The sequence below is a fragment of the Kosakonia sp. SOY2 genome (genome assembly GCF_027109175.1).
In the GTDB taxonomy this organism is placed as follows: Bacteria; Pseudomonadota; Gammaproteobacteria; order Enterobacterales; family Enterobacteriaceae; genus Kosakonia.
The window spans coordinates 2,146,590-2,161,584 of sequence record NZ_JAPVXH010000001.1; the positions used below are offsets into that span (position 1 = coordinate 2,146,590).

Consider the following 14,995-nt stretch of genomic DNA (forward strand, 5'->3'; position numbering starts at 1 on the left):
ACTTAATACATAGAGTGGGTATTGCTTTCAATGTGCTCTTTGGTAATGCGACCGAACATTTTCCAGTAACACCAGATGGTGTAAAGCAGGACAATCGGTACAAAAACCAGCGCCACATAAGTCATCAGGTTCAGCGTCAGCTGCGTCGATGTTGCGTCCCACATGGTCAGGCTTGCTTTCAGCATGGTGCTTGACGGCATGATGAACGGGAACATCGCGATACCCGCAGTCAGGATGATGCATGCCAGCGTCAGTGAAGAGAACACGAACGCCCAGGCGGCTTTATCCAGACGCGCCGTCAGCACGGTCAGCAGTGGCAACACCACACCCAGCGCCGGCACCAGCCACAACACAGGCATGTTGTTGAAGTTTGTCAGCCAGGCTCCCGCCTGTACCGCCACTTCTTTGGTCAACGGGTTAGACGCGGCATGATGATCTATCGCGGAAGTCACCACGTAACCGTCAATACCGTAAACCACCCACACGCCCGCCAGTGCGAAGCAAACCAGCGTAACCAGCGCCGCAATTTGCACCGTGGCACGGGCACGCAGATGCAGTTCGCCAACGGTACGCATTTGCAGGTATGTCGCGCCCTGGGTCAGGATCATCGCCACGCTCACCACGCCGGCCAACAGACCAAACGGATTCAGCAACTGGAAGAAGTTACCGGTGTAGAACAGGCGCATATCGTTATCAAGATGGAACGGCACACCCTGCAGCAGGTTGCCGAATGCCACACCGATCACCAGCGGCGGAACAAAGCTGCCGATGAAGATGCCCCAGTCCCACATGCCACGCCAGCGCATATCTTCAATCTTCGAGCGGTAATCAAAACCAACCGGACGGAAGAACAGTGAAGCGAGCACCAGGATCATCGCCACATAAAAACCGGAGAACGCGGCAGCGTAAACCATCGGCCAGGCGGCAAACAGCGCGCCACCAGCGGTGATCAGCCAAACCTGGTTACCGTCCCAGTGCGGCGCGATGGCGTTAATCATCACGCGGCGTTCGGTGTCGCTACGACCCAGCACGCGGGTCAACATCCCCACGCCCATGTCGAAGCCGTCGGTGACCGCAAAACCAATCAGCAGAATGCCAACCAGCAGCCACCAGATAAAACGTAATATTTCATAATCAATCATTTGACGACTCCTGTCTTAGCGTGCCGGCTGAGAAGCCACGGTGGACTGCTCGTAGTGATAGCGACCTGTTTTCAGACTGCTCGGCCCAAGGCGAGCAAATTTGAACATCAGGAACACTTCCGCCACCATAAACAGCGTATAAAGGCCGCAAATCAGAATCATGGAGAACAGCAGATCGCCAACGGTCAGCGATGAGTTCGCAACCGCGGTCGGCAACACTTCACCAATCGCCCACGGCTGACGGCCGTACTCGGCAACAAACCAGCCCGCTTCAATAGCAATCCACGGCAGCGGGATGCCATACAGCGCAGCGCGCAGCAGCCATTTTTTCTCACCGATGCGATTACGAATCACGGTCCAGAAAGAGGCAGCGATAATCAGCAGCATCAGCACGCCAGCGGCCACCATTATACGGAACGCGAAGTACAGCGGCGCAACGCGCGGGATGGAGTCTTTGGTCGCTTGCTTGATCTGCGCTTCGGTCGCGTCTGCCACATTCGGCGTATAGCGTTTCAGCAGCAGGCCATAACCAAGATCTTTCTTGATGTTATTGAACTGGTCACGAAGGGCCTGATCGGTAGAGCCTGCGCGCAGTTGCTCCAGCAACTGATACGCTTTCATACCGTTACGGATGCGCTCTTCGTGCTGCACCATCAGATCTTTAAGACCAATAACCGGCGTATCAACAGAACGGGTGGCGATGATGCCCAGCGCGTATGGGATCTGGATAGCAAATTTGTTCTCTTGCTTATCCTGGTCCGGCACGCCAAACAGGGTAAACGCCGCCGGTGCAGGCTGGGTTTCCCATTCGGCTTCAATCGCAGCCAGTTTGGTTTTTTGCACGTCACCCATTTCGTAACCGGATTCGTCACCCAGCACGATAACAGACAGCACTGCGGCCATACCGAAGCTGGCAGCAATAGCGAAGGAGCGTTTAGCAAAAGCGATGTCGCGACCGCGCAGCAGATAGTAGGAGCTGATACCGAGGATAAAGATGGCACCGCAGGTATAACCAGACGCAACAGTGTGAACGAATTTCACCTGCGCTACCGGGTTAAGTACCAGTTCAGCGAAGCTCACCATCTCCATACGCATGGTTTCAAAGTTGAAATCAGAAGCAACCGGGTTTTGCATCCAGCCGTTTGCCACCAGAATCCACAGTGCGGACAAGTTGGAGCCAAGAGCCACCAGCCAGGTCACTGCCATGTGCTGTACTTTGCCCAGACGATCCCAACCGAAGAAAAACAGACCTACAAACGTAGACTCGAGGAAGAAGGCCATCAGACCTTCAATGGCCAGCGGCGCACCGAAGATATCCCCAACATAATGGGAATAGTAAGACCAGTTAGTCCCGAACTGGAACTCCATCGTCAGACCGGTAGCCACGCCCAGTGCGAAGTTGATACCAAACAACTTGCCCCAGAACTTGGTCATATCTTTATAAATCTGTTTGCCGGAGAGGACGTAGACCGTTTCCATAATTGCCAGCAGGAACGCCATACCGAGCGTCAGTGGCACAAACAGAAAGTGGTACATCGCGGTCAAGGCAAACTGTAAGCGCGACAGTTCGACTATATCTAACATTATGACTCCTTGCTCATCGCATGAAGACTCCGAGAGTAAACCCCGTTAGCGAAGGTTCACACGCATGCCCCAATACAAAATTGCTGCACTGTTTTATTCACGTCACATAAAGCGTGACAATGAATGAAAAAAGTTACAACCAGGTTAATAAAAAACTCGAATTGATCTCTCGAATATATTACTCCGCAAAGCCCTTACAATAAAAAGGTTTTTATTGAGTTAGTTTTACGTTTTTCGACAGTGATCAATTTATAGCGAATTTACCACTTTTACACCAATTTGATCGGCGACAATTTAACGATTTTCAGCATCTTTTCCAAGCTTTTAAATATTGATTTAAATCAATTTTATTCAGCATTGTTAATTTTGTATCCGGTGTAGAATCACAGTAAAAACATTGTTAACAACATGTTCATTTTAACGCCATTCATGGTTATCAATCGGCGGGTAAAGATAAATAATGGCGACTTTATTTAACGTTTATCATTCATGTAAAAAATGAGACAACCGCGGCAACTTAAAGGGGGCGTAAAATTAGAGCGGATGATTATCTTGTTTATTTTACAATTATTTCACTTTCGCGATTATCATACTTAACACCGCGCAGTGATTATTCGTTATATTTCCTGGGACATTAATACCCTTTTATTTTACAGGTTATTACTGACAAGCATCCAGCGCCGGGTTGCCCCCCAGACGATAAGCGCCAGCAACGTTACTGCTGCGCCAAGCAAGCAAACCCCCTGCCAGCCGAAAGCAGCATAAATCGCTGTCGTTGCCATGGCACCCAGCCCGCTGCCAAGAGCGTAAAACAGCATATACAACGCCACCAGTCTGCCGTGCTGCGAGGCGTGGCTACGCAAAATCAGGCTCTGATTGGTGACATGCAGCGCCTGGCCGCCAAGATCGAGCAAAACAATGCCGAGGATAAATAACGCCAGAGAGTGTTGTAACTGTGATAGCGGCCACCAGGCCAGTAGCAACAAGAGGAGCGCCAGTAAACTCGTGCGCTGCGCATTGCCGCGATCTGCTTCGCGCCCGGCTTTTGCCGCTACCAGCGCGCCCGCAACGCCCGCCAGGGCAAACAAGCCAATTACCGTATGGGAGAAACCAAACGGTGCGGTACTTAACGGCAGCACCATTGCGCTCCAGAAAATATTAAAAGCGGCAAACATCAACAACGCCAACACACCACGGATTTGCAATACGCGATCGGTACGCAACAGACCCAGCATTGAGGCCATCAAACGTAACCAACTGACAGAAATCATCGCGCTGCGCATAACAGGTAACCGCCGCCAGAGCAGCAGCAATAACACCAGCATCAGCGATGCCGAGACGCCATAAACCGCGCGCCAGCCCGCTAAATCGCTAATAACACCGGCAAAAACTCGCGCTAATAGCAGGCCGATAAAAACGCCGCCTTGCGTCGCACCCACTACCCTTCCCCGCTCCTGTTCATTAGCAATGCTGGCTGCGCTGGCAATCAACCCTTGTGTCATTGCCGTGCCCAGCAACCCTGTTGCCAACATGCCGGCAAGCAACACCGCTGCCGATTGTGCCAGCGCGACAGCGGCGAGCGCACCCACCAGCGCCAGCAACTGCACCAACAATAACCGACGTCGCTCAACAAGATCGCCTAATGGCACCAACAGCAGTAAGGCCAGCGCCGATCCCACTTGCGTCGCCGTCACCACGCCGCCGACAGCTGCCTGGCTAATAGCAAAGCTCTGTGCCAGTGCATCCAGCAACGGCTGTGCGTAATAGACATTCGCCACACATAAACCGCTGGCTACGGCAAACAGGGCGATGACACTGCGCGGCGTTGCCTGTGCGTTTTTATTCATACTTCCATCCTGGTTGCAAAACGAAACTAGTTGAAGGGTAGATAAACCAGTTTTAAAATGCAACCAGAATGCTAACCGGAGATTCACCATGCCACTGAATACTCAACCTTGCCCCGTCGCGCGTTCTGTCGATTTGATTGGCGATCGCTGGGCACTCCTTATCGTGCGTGACGCTTTTGATGGTGCGCGACGTTTTGGCGATTTTCAGCGAGGTCTTGGCGTGGCGCGCAATATTCTTACCGACAGGCTACGCAAACTGGTGGAAGCGGGTATTTTCACCACGCAGCCAGCATCAGATGGCACGGCGTATCAGGAGTATGTGCTGACCAAAAAAGGCGAGTCGTTGTTTCCGGTGGTCGTGGCGCTACGCCAGTGGGGCGAACAGCATCTTTTTGCACCGAACGAGCCGCATTCCGTGTTGATTGATAGCCAAAGCGGCGAAACCATTCTGCCGATGCAACCGCAGGCGGCAGACGGGCGTATCCTTAGTGCGGCAAATACGCAGGTACGTAAACTGCAGCTATAAAAAAGGCCGCTACGGGAGCGGCCAACCATGTCGAAAGGATACTTGCTCCCCTACATGGAGGAGCAATGAGGTTTTATTTGATAACAGATTTCAGCGCTTCGCCGATATCGGCCAGGCTACGTACGGTTTTCACACCCGCCGCTTCCAGAGCAGCGAATTTCTCATCTGCGGTGCCTTTACCACCGGCAATGATGGCGCCTGCGTGGCCCATACGTTTGCCTTTCGGCGCGGTCACACCTGCGATATAACCCACCACCGGTTTGGTCACGTGATCTTTAATATACGCCGCAGCTTCTTCTTCCGCGCTGCCGCCGATCTCACCGATCATTACAATCGCTTCGGTCTGCGGATCTTCCTGGAACAGTTTCAGGATATCGATAAAGTTTGAACCCGGGATCGGGTCACCGCCGATGCCCACACAGGTGGACTGGCCGAAACCGTAATCTGTGGTCTGTTTAACCGCTTCATAGGTCAGCGTACCGGAACGGGAAACAATACCGACTTTACCAGGCTTATGAATATGGCCAGGCATGATACCGATTTTGCACTCGCCTGGGGTGATAACACCCGGGCAGTTCGGGCCAATCATGCGCACGCCAGCTTCGTCCAGCTTCACTTTCACCGTCAGCATATCCAGCGTCGGAATACCTTCAGTAATGGTGATAATCAGTTTAATGCCCGCGTCGATGGCTTCGAGGATCGAGTCTTTGCAGAACGGTGCCGGAACATAGATCACGGTAGCCGTCGCGCCAGTTGCTTCAACCGCTTCGCGCACGGTGTTAAACACCGGCAGGCCAAGGTGCGTGGTGCCGCCTTTGCCTGGCGTAACGCCGCCAACCATCTGGGTGCCATAGGCAATTGCCTGCTCGGAGTGGAAAGTCCCCTGGCTTCCGGTGAAGCCCTGGCAGATAACTTTGGTGTTCTTATCAATCAAAACAGACATTATTTCCCCTCCACTGCGGCAACAACCTGCTGTGCTGCATCCGTCAGACTTTTCGCTGCAATAATATTCAGGCCGCTGTCCGCCAGGCGTTTCGCGCCCAGTTCAGCATTGTTACCTTCCAGACGCACAACCACCGGTACGTTAACACCGACTTCTTCTACCGCGCCGATGATACCGTCAGCGATCAGGTCGCAACGCACGATACCGCCGAAGATGTTAACCAGTACCGCTTTCACGTTCTCATCGGAAAGGATAATTTTGAACGCTTCGGTCACGCGCTCTTTGGTCGCGCCGCCGCCCACATCCAGGAAGTTCGCCGGTTCGCCACCGTGCAGTTTCACGATGTCCATGGTGCCCATCGCCAGACCTGCGCCGTTGACCATACAGCCGATGTTGCCATCCAGTGCAACATAGTTCAGTTCCCAGTGCGCCGCCTGCGCTTCGCGCGGATCTTCCTGCGACTGGTCGCGCATTTCGCGCAGTTCCGGCTGGCGGAACAGAGCGTTGCCGTCAGCACCCAGTTTGCCGTCGAGGCAGATCAGATCACCCTGTTTAGTGATAACCAGCGGGTTGATTTCAATCAGCGCCAGATCGCGCTCAAGGAAAATGGTCGCCAGCCCCATGAAAATCTTGGTGAATTGCTGAACCTGCTTGCCTTCCAGACCCAGTTTGAACGCCAGGTCACGCCCCTGATACGGCATCGGGCCGGTCAGCGGGTCGATGGTGGTTTTGTGGATCAGGTGCGGGGTCTCTTCCGCCACTTTCTCGATTTCCACGCCACCTTCGGTGGAGGCCATGAACACGACACGGCGAGAGCTACGGTCAACCACCGCGCCCAGATACAGCTCTTTGTCGATATCGGTTGCCGCTTCAACCAGAATCTGGTTTACCGGCTGGCCGTTCGCGTCTGTTTGGTAGGTCACCAGGCGTTTGCCCAGCCAGTTTTCCGCGAAGGCGCGAATATCTTCTTTGCTGTTGACGACTTTTACGCCGCCCGCTTTACCACGGCCGCCGGCATGGACCTGGCATTTAACCACCCAAGGGCCTGCGCCGATTTTGGATGCCGCTTCTTCGGCTTCACGCGGGGTAGTACAGGCGTAACCAACCGGAGTCGGCAGACCTGACCGGGCAAACAGTTGTTTCGCCTGATACTCGTGTAAGTTCATGTGTTCTATCCATCCTTCATTTAATTTGTCACGCCGGATGACGGCCTACAAAGCAGGTGCTCGTTATAGTGGCCCGGCAACTGACGTTGCCGGGCTAAGGACACTAGACGTCCAGCAGCAAGCGAGTCGGATCTTCCAGCAGCTCTTTGATGGCTACCAGGAAACCAACGGATTCGCGACCGTCAATCAGACGGTGATCGTAAGAGAGCGCCAGGTACATCATCGGCAGGATCTCAACCTTGCCATCAACCGCCATCGGGCGATCTTTAATGGCGTGCATGCCCAGAATCGCGCTCTGCGGCGGGTTGATGATCGGTGTAGACATCAGCGAACCGAACACCCCACCGTTGGTGATGGTGAAGTTACCGCCGGTCAGATCGTCAACGGTCAGTTTGCCGTCACGGCCTTTCACTGCCAGCTCTTTGATTTTCTTCTCGATATCCGCCATGCCCAGCGTATCGACATCGCGCAACACCGGTGTTACCAGACCACGCGGCGTGGAAACCGCCATGCTGACATCGAAATAGTTGTGGTAAACCACGTCATCGCCATCGATGGATGCGTTCACTTCCGGGTAGCGTTTCAGCGCTTCAACCACCGCTTTCACGTAGAAAGACATAAAGCCCAGGCGGATACCGTGACGTTTTTCAAACGCGTCACCGTACTGCTTACGCAGATCCATAATCGGCTTCATGTTGACTTCGTTGAACGTCGTCAGCATGGCGGTAGAGTTTTTCGCTTCCAGCAGACGCTCGGCAACGCGTTTGCGCAGACGGGTCATCGGCACGCGTTTTTCGGTACGGCCAGCCAGCGGTGCCACCGGGGCGCTCGCCGGAGCAGCAGCTGGTTTTTCCTCTTTCGCCGGTGCTTTCGCCAGATGTTTCTCAACATCTTCGCGTGTAATACGACCGCCAACGCCCGTGCCTTTGATAGCGCTGGCTTCGAGGTTGTGCTCAGCCAGCAGGCGACGGATCGCCGGGCTCAGTGCGTCATTGTTTTGCTCTTCCAGCGAGGCCTGCTGGCGCTGTGCCGGCGTGGACTCTTTCTCTTCAGATTTGGCGCTGCTCTCTTTACCAGAGCTGTTGCCCTCTTTCAGGCGGCCCAGGATCTGGCGGGAGGTCACAGTGGTGCCTTCATCTTCCAGCACCGCGTCCAGAATACCGTCTGCCGACGCCGGTACTTCCAGTACCACTTTGTCAGTTTCGATTTCGACCAACACTTCGTCGCGTCGTACGCTATCGCCTGGTTTTTTGTGCCAGGTCGCAACGGTCGCGTCAGCAACGGACTCGGGCAGATCGGGAACAAGAATATCTACGCTACTCATTATTTATCCTTTAATTAATCGACGTTCAGCGCGTCATTTACCAGATCTTGTTGCTGTTTCTGGTGAACGGACAGGTATCCCACCGCCGGAGAGGCGGAGGCCGGGCGACCTGCATAACGCAGAGCGGCCCCAAACGGAATCACATCACGGAAATGATGCTGGCTGCAGTACCAGGCGCCCTGGTTAAGCGGCTCTTCCTGGCACCAGACAAAATCATGTACGTGAGCGTAAGGTTTCAGCGCTTCCTGCACCGACTGGTGCGGGAACGGGTAAAGCTGTTCGATACGCACAATCGCGACATCTTTCTGGTCGTTTTTACGACGCTGTTCCAGCAGATCATAATAGACCTTACCAGAGCAAAGGATCACGCGCTTAACGCCTTGCGGATCAAGATCATCCACTTCGCCAATCGCCGGCATAAAGGTGCCGTTCGCCAGCTCATCCAGCGTGGAAACCGCCTGCGGATGACGCAGCAGCGACTTCGGCGACATCACCACCAGCGGACGACGCATACCGCGCAGCGCCTGGCGACGCAGCATGTGGTAAACCTGCGCCGGGGTAGACGGCACGCAGACCTGCATATTTTGCTCAGCACACAGTTGCAGATAACGCTCCAGACGCGCGGAGGAGTGCTCCGGGCCCTGGCCTTCATAACCGTGCGGCAGCAGCATCACCAGGCCACACATACGGCCCCATTTCTGCTCGCCGGAGCTGATGAACTGGTCGATAACCACTTGCGCGCCGTTGGCGAAATCGCCGAACTGCGCTTCCCAGATGGTCAGCGTGCGCGGTTCTGCCGTGGCATACCCATATTCAAACGCCAGTACCGCTTCTTCGGAGAGCACGGAGTCCCACACGCGGAACGCCCCCTGCGAATTGTGTACATGGCTCAGCGGCGTATAGGTAGAACCGTTCGCCTGGTTGTGGATCACCGCATGGCGATGGAAGAAGGTGCCGCGGCCGGAGTCTTCACCGGACAAACGTACCGGAATCCCTTCATCCACCAGCGTGGCATACGCCAGTGTTTCTGCGCCGCCCCAGTCGAACAACTTCTCGCCGCTCGCCATCAACTGGCGGTCAGCGTAAATCTTCGCCACGCGGGACTGCATTTCGATGGCTTCCGGCACCGTACTGATGCGTTTTGCCAGCTCCTGCAAGCGCTTCATTTCCACCTTGTTCGGGTAGCTCTCATCCCACTCGTGGTTGAGGTAAGGCGACCAGGTAAAGGAGTGCATATTCATCGGACGCCATTCGGCGACCACACACTCACCCGCATCCAGCGCATCGCGGTACAGGTTTACCATTTCGGTGGCATCTTCCAGCGTAATGGTTTTTTCCTGCTCCAGGCGATCGGCGTAGATTTTGCGCGGCGTCGGGTGTTTTTTGATTTTCTGGTACATCAGCGGCTGGGTTGCGCTCGGCTCGTCGGCTTCGTTGTGGCCGTGACGGCGGTAGCACACCAGGTCGATAAAGACATCGCGTTTGAAAGTATTACGGAAGTCGAGCGCCAGGCGAGTGACGAACGCCACTGCTTCCGGATCGTCCGCATTAACGTGGAAAATCGGCGCCTGCACCATCTTACCGATGTCGGTACAGTATGGCGTAGAGCGCGCATCCAGCGGGTTCGAGGTGGTGAAGCCCACCTGGTTGTTAATGACGATACGCACTGTGCCACCCACTTCGTAGCCGCGTGCTTTCGACATGTTCAGGGTTTCCTGCACCACGCCCTGGCCTGCAACGGCGGCGTCACCGTGAATGGTGATTGGCAGCACTTTATTGCTGCTCGGTTCGTCAAGGCGGTCAAGACGCGCACGAACGGAACCGATAACCACCGGGCTGACAATCTCGAGGTGTGACGGGTTAAACGCCAGCGCCAGGTGTACCAGGCCGCCTTCCGTTTCCACGTCGGACGAGAAGCCCATGTGGTATTTCACGTCGCCGGTGCCGAGGTGTTCTTTATGTTTACCGGCGAATTCGTCAAACAGATCCTGCGGCTGTTTACCCAGCACGTTAACCAGTACGTTCAGACGTCCGCGGTGCGCCATACCCAGCACCACTTCACGGGTACCGCTCTTGCCCGCATGACGGATCATCTCTTTGAGCATCGGCACCAGCGCATCGCCGCCTTCCAGCGAGAAGCGCTTCGCACCGGGGAATTTCGCGCCCAGATAACGTTCAAGACCTTCTGCGGCCGTCAGTTCAGTCAGGAAGCGTTTTTTCTCTTCGCTGCTAAAGCTGGATTTACCGGCTGCGGATTCGATGCGTTGCTGGATCCAGCGCTTCTCTTCGGTGCTGGTGATATGCATATATTCCGCACCGATCGAACCGCAATAGGTCTCTTTCAGTGCGTTAATCAATTCGCCCAGCGGCATGGTGTCTTTGCCAATCGCAAAAGACCCCACGTTAAAGCTGTTCTGGAAATCGGCTTCCGTCAGATCGTGATAAGCCGGATCGAGATCGGGAACCCTCTCTTGCTGCCACAATCCCAGCGGATCGAGGTTCGCATGTTGATGACCACGAAAACGGTATGCGTTGATAAGTTGCAGGACTTTAACCTGCTTCACATTGGTGTCGGGGTCGGAAATAGAGGAAGAGTAACGTGAAGCATCTTTCGCCAGCTGACGGAAATAATCACGCGTCTTGGAGTGGAACTGATCCGGTTTGACTCCGGTGCCCGGTAACTGCTGGAACATAGAACGCCAGTTTGCATCTACCGAGTCAGGATCGGTTAAGAAGTCTTCATAGAGCTGTTCTATCCAGCTCTGGTTCGACCCAGAGAGGTAAGAAGAGTCCAGCCAGGCTTTCATTGCGCCGTTCTGCATCGTGATCCCTTAAGCATTGTTATGCTTACTTCGCCGTGGATAACTACGACGTACACCCGTTAGCGCACGTCCCAGGGTTCACTTGCGGGCTCTTGGTGGCCCGCGAAGGAACCTTTAAAAACTGCCTAATCTTCGCTGTCCGGGCTGCGACTGCGTTGGCTACCTTTGCTTACCCTGGTCACATAGTTGACTATGCTCCCAGGGATGCGCTCAGTTGCCGCCTTGTCTCGCACCAGACATCTCGATTATGTCTACTGTGGCGGTTTTTAAAGGTTTCCTGCTTCCTTGTTACCCGGCGGCGCTAACGCTGCCGGGCAAAAAAAACATCACTATTAATGTAGGCCGGATACGCGTCAGCGCCATCCGGCACTGACATTTATGCGCTTCGTTGCAACAACATCGACTTAATATGGCCGATGGCGCGCGTCGGGTTCAGCCCTTTCGGGCATACACTGACGCAGTTCATAATGCTGTGGCAGCGGAATACGCTGAAAGCATCGCTTAACCCTTCCAGACGGTTATCGGTTTCCGTATCGCGGCTATCGATCAGGAAACGGTACGCCGCCAGCAGACCGGCCGGGCCGATAAATTTGTCCGGGTTCCACCAGAACGACGGGCAAGATGTCGAGCAGCAAGCGCAGAGAATACATTCATACAAACCGTCGAGTTTTTCACGCTGGTCAGGTGACTGTAAGTGCTCTCTTGCTGGCGGATTTTGCCCATTATTCAATAAGTAAGGCTTAATCTTCTCATATTGGGCATAGAATTGTCCCATGTCCACCACCAAATCGCGGATTACCGGCAGACCAGGCAGAGGACGGATCACAATCTTCTGTTTGCCGTTGCCCAGAGCGGAAATCGGGGTGATACACGCCAGACCATTCTTACCGTTCATGTTCAAACCATCAGAACCACACACCCCTTCACGGCAGGAGCGGCGGAACGACAGCGTAGGATCTTTTTCTTTCAGCTGCATTAACGCATCCAGCAGCATCATGTCACGCCCTTCTTCGCCTTCAAGGGTGTAATCCTGCATGCGCGGCGCGTCATCAACGTCCGGGTTATAGCGATAAATCGAAAATTCGAGTTTCATTATCCTGTCTCCGCATTAATAAGTACGAATCTTCGGCGGGAATGCCGGACGCAGTTTCGGTTCCATATTGACGCTGCGACGCGTCATGGACTCCGTTTCTGGCAGATACAGGGAATGGCACAGCCAGTTTTCGTCGTCACGATCCGGATAGTCGAAGCGGCTATGCGCGCCACGGCTCTCAGTACGGAAGTTTGCGGAGACCGCCGTTGCATACGCGGTTTCCATCAGGTTATCCAGCTCCAGGCACTCAACGCGCTGGGTGTTAAATTCGGTGGAGGTATCGTCCAGACGGGCGTTTTTCAGACGTTCGCGGATCACTTTCAGTTGCTCAAGCCCTTTCGCCATCGCATCGCCTTCGCGGAAGACCGAGAAGTTATGCTGCATACACTCTTGCAGCGCTTTACGAATGGTGACCGGATCTTCGCCATTGCGGTTGTTGTTCCAGCGGTTGAGGCGCTCAAGGGAACCTTCGATATCAGACTCGCTGGCATCGCGCAGCGCGCCCTGCTCGGCGATAGACTCTTGTAAATGCAGACCTGCCGCGCGACCGAACACCACCAGATCCAGCAGCGAGTTACCACCCAGACGGTTAGCACCGTGTACGGATACACAGGCAATTTCACCTACGGCAAACAGCCCCGGAATGACGACATCTTCGCCCTTCTCGTTCACCGTCAGCGCCTGGCCAGTGACTTTGGTCGGAATACCGCCCATCATATAGTGGCAAGTCGGGATGACCGGGATCGGCTCTTTCACCGGGTCGACGTGCGCGAAGGTGCGCGACAGTTCAAGGATCCCCGGCAGGCGCGATTCCAGCACCTCTTTACCCAGGTGATCGAGTTTCAGTTTCGCGTGCGGGCCCCACGGGCCGTCACAGCCGCGACCTTCACGGATTTCGATCATGATGGAACGCGCCACCACATCACGACCCGCCAGGTCTTTGGCGTTTGGCGCATAACGCTCCATAAAGCGCTCGCCATGTTTGTTCAGCAGGTAACCGCCTTCACCTCGGCAACCTTCCGTTACCAGCACACCCGCGCCAGCGATACCGGTCGGGTGGAACTGCCACATTTCCATATCCTGCACCGGTACGCCTGCGCGCAGCGCCATACCCACGCCGTCGCCGGTATTGATATGTGCGTTGGTGGTGGACTGATAAATACGGCCCGCGCCGCCGGTCGCCAGCACGGTTGCACGCGCTTTGAAGTAGACCACTTCACCGGTTTCAATACACAGTGCGGTACAACCCACCACCGCGCCATCCTGGTTTTTCACCAGATCCAGCGCGTACCACTCGGAAAAGATCGTCGTGTGATTTTTCAGGTTTTGCTGATAAAGGGTGTGCAACAGCGCATGACCGGTACGGTCCGCTGCGGCTGCCGTGCGCGCCGCCTGCTCGCCGCCGAAGTTTTTCGACTGGCCGCCAAACGGGCGTTGATAGATACGGCCATCATCGAGACGGGAGAACGGCAGCCCCATATGTTCCAGCTCAAGAATCGCTTCCGGGCCGGTTTTACACATATATTCAATGGCATCCTGGTCACCGATGTAATCGGAACCTTTTACCGTGTCGTACATGTGCCATTCCCAGTTATCTTCATGGGTATTACCCAGCGCAACGGTAATACCGCCCTGCGCAGATACGGTGTGAGAACGGGTTGGAAAGACTTTAGAGAGCAGCGCACAGGTTTGCCCGCTCTGGGAAATTTGCAGCGCCGCGCGCATACCTGCGCCACCGGCACCAATAACAACAGCATCAAATTCTCTGACTGGCAGTTTCATTACACACCCCACACCACAACGAATCCATAAATCACGTAAGCCGCGAGTGCAACGACGATAGCCAGTTGCAGAACCAGGCGCACAGCCAGCGGTTTAACGTAGTCGGTCAACACCTGCCACATGCCAATCCAGGCATGGATCAGAATCGAAAACAGCGCCAGCAGCGTGAAGACTTTCGTGAAAGCGGAGGAGAAAAACCCAGTCCATACCACCCAGGTCAGATCGCCGTGCGTGGCAAAAAAACCGACCATATAGATGATGTATAACGTCAGGACGATGGCAGTAGCACGGACAAGAATAAAATCATGTACGCCGTTGCGTCCTAATGCGGAGGCGTTGCTTACCATACGAGGACTCCTGCGAGAATTGAAAGCACGACAGTGATTGCAAAAGAGAGATTAGCGGAACGCTTTCCCGCTTCGAAGGTTTCTTCCAGCCAGCCAAAATCCATTAACATATGGCGAATACCGCCCACAGCGTGATAAGCCAGCGCTGTCAGGATGCCCCAGAAAATGAATTTAACGAAAAAGCTGCTCATGATGGCAGAGGCGGTCAGGAAGCCCTCTTCGGACGACAGCGACAGGCCCAATAACCACAGCAGAATGCCAACCGCCACGAAAGTAATGACGCCGGAAACGCGGTGGAGAATGGAAGCTATAGCCGTAACAGGAAACCGAATTGTTGTCAGATCCAGATTGACAGGTCTTTGTTTTTTCACATTTTTTATCATGAATAACGCCCACATGCTATTCTTATAGTTTCCTTC

The 14,995-nt window shown here is 54.5% G+C and carries 12 protein-coding genes; 1 reads left to right on the forward strand and 11 read right to left on the reverse strand.

The window, feature by feature from the left end:
• Positions 1 to 2: 2 nt before the first annotated feature.
• The 3 genes from cydB to O3S68_RS10220 all read right to left on the reverse strand — a co-directional run bounded on the left by cydB (position 3) and on the right by O3S68_RS10220 (position 4,573).
• Positions 3 to 1,142 (reverse strand): cytochrome d ubiquinol oxidase subunit II, encoded by a 1,140-nt coding sequence (gene cydB, locus O3S68_RS10210; protein WP_269231427.1) that lies wholly within the window; start codon positions 1,140 to 1,142, stop codon positions 3 to 5.
• A gap of 15 nt (positions 1,143 to 1,157) precedes the next feature.
• A complete protein-coding gene (gene cydA / locus O3S68_RS10215) occupies positions 1,158 to 2,726 on the reverse strand; it encodes a cytochrome ubiquinol oxidase subunit I (RefSeq protein WP_020457058.1) in 1,569 nt (522 codons plus the stop codon).
• A gap of 650 nt (positions 2,727 to 3,376) precedes the next feature.
• Positions 3,377 to 4,573 carry an MFS transporter gene (locus O3S68_RS10220; RefSeq protein WP_269231428.1) on the reverse strand — a complete coding sequence of 399 codons (1,197 nt, stop codon included), beginning with the start codon at positions 4,571 to 4,573 and terminating at the stop codon, positions 3,377 to 3,379.
• 88 nt (positions 4,574 to 4,661) lie between these two features.
• Between O3S68_RS10220 and O3S68_RS10225 the strand changes: the two genes are divergently transcribed.
• The gene (locus O3S68_RS10225; protein ID WP_269231429.1) at positions 4,662 to 5,099 is read left to right on the forward strand and encodes a winged helix-turn-helix transcriptional regulator; all 438 of its coding nucleotides are present in this window, start codon (positions 4,662 to 4,664) and stop codon (positions 5,097 to 5,099) included.
• 73 nt (positions 5,100 to 5,172) lie between these two features.
• Here the strand turns inward: O3S68_RS10225 and sucD are convergent, their stop codons facing one another.
• From sucD to sdhC, 8 genes are all read right to left on the reverse strand, one after another.
• Entirely contained in the window at positions 5,173 to 6,042 is an 870-nt protein-coding gene (gene sucD / locus O3S68_RS10230; protein ID WP_020457055.1) for a succinate--CoA ligase subunit alpha, read from the reverse strand.
• Entirely contained in the window at positions 6,042 to 7,208 is a 1,167-nt protein-coding gene (gene sucC, locus O3S68_RS10235; protein ID WP_017455943.1) for an ADP-forming succinate--CoA ligase subunit beta, read from the reverse strand. Before sucC ends, sucD begins: the two co-directional genes overlap by 1 nt.
• Before the next feature lie 103 nt (positions 7,209 to 7,311).
• On the reverse strand, positions 7,312 to 8,532 hold the full coding sequence (gene odhB, locus O3S68_RS10240; RefSeq protein ID WP_020457054.1) for a 2-oxoglutarate dehydrogenase complex dihydrolipoyllysine-residue succinyltransferase: 1,221 nt from the start codon (positions 8,530 to 8,532) through the stop codon (positions 7,312 to 7,314).
• A 14-nt stretch (positions 8,533 to 8,546) separates the two neighbouring features.
• Positions 8,547 to 11,354 carry a 2-oxoglutarate dehydrogenase E1 component gene (gene sucA / locus O3S68_RS10245; RefSeq protein WP_045509043.1) on the reverse strand — a complete coding sequence of 936 codons (2,808 nt, stop codon included), beginning with the start codon at positions 11,352 to 11,354 and terminating at the stop codon, positions 8,547 to 8,549.
• 376 nt (positions 11,355 to 11,730) lie between these two features.
• A complete protein-coding gene (locus O3S68_RS10250) occupies positions 11,731 to 12,447 on the reverse strand; it encodes a succinate dehydrogenase iron-sulfur subunit (RefSeq protein WP_017455940.1) in 717 nt (238 codons plus the stop codon).
• Between the two features lie 15 nt (positions 12,448 to 12,462).
• Positions 12,463 to 14,229, reverse strand: a complete 1,767-nt coding sequence (sdhA, locus tag O3S68_RS10255) for a succinate dehydrogenase flavoprotein subunit (RefSeq protein WP_020457052.1) — start codon at positions 14,227 to 14,229, stop codon at positions 12,463 to 12,465.
• Positions 14,229 to 14,576 carry a succinate dehydrogenase membrane anchor subunit gene (sdhD, locus tag O3S68_RS10260; protein WP_020457051.1) on the reverse strand — a complete coding sequence of 116 codons (348 nt, stop codon included), beginning with the start codon at positions 14,574 to 14,576 and terminating at the stop codon, positions 14,229 to 14,231. The genes sdhA and sdhD overlap by 1 nt, the downstream gene beginning before the upstream one ends.
• Positions 14,570 to 14,974 carry a succinate dehydrogenase cytochrome b556 subunit gene (sdhC, locus tag O3S68_RS10265; protein ID WP_017455937.1) on the reverse strand — a complete coding sequence of 135 codons (405 nt, stop codon included), beginning with the start codon at positions 14,972 to 14,974 and terminating at the stop codon, positions 14,570 to 14,572. Before sdhC ends, sdhD begins: the two co-directional genes overlap by 7 nt.
• Positions 14,975 to 14,995 lie beyond the last annotated feature (21 nt).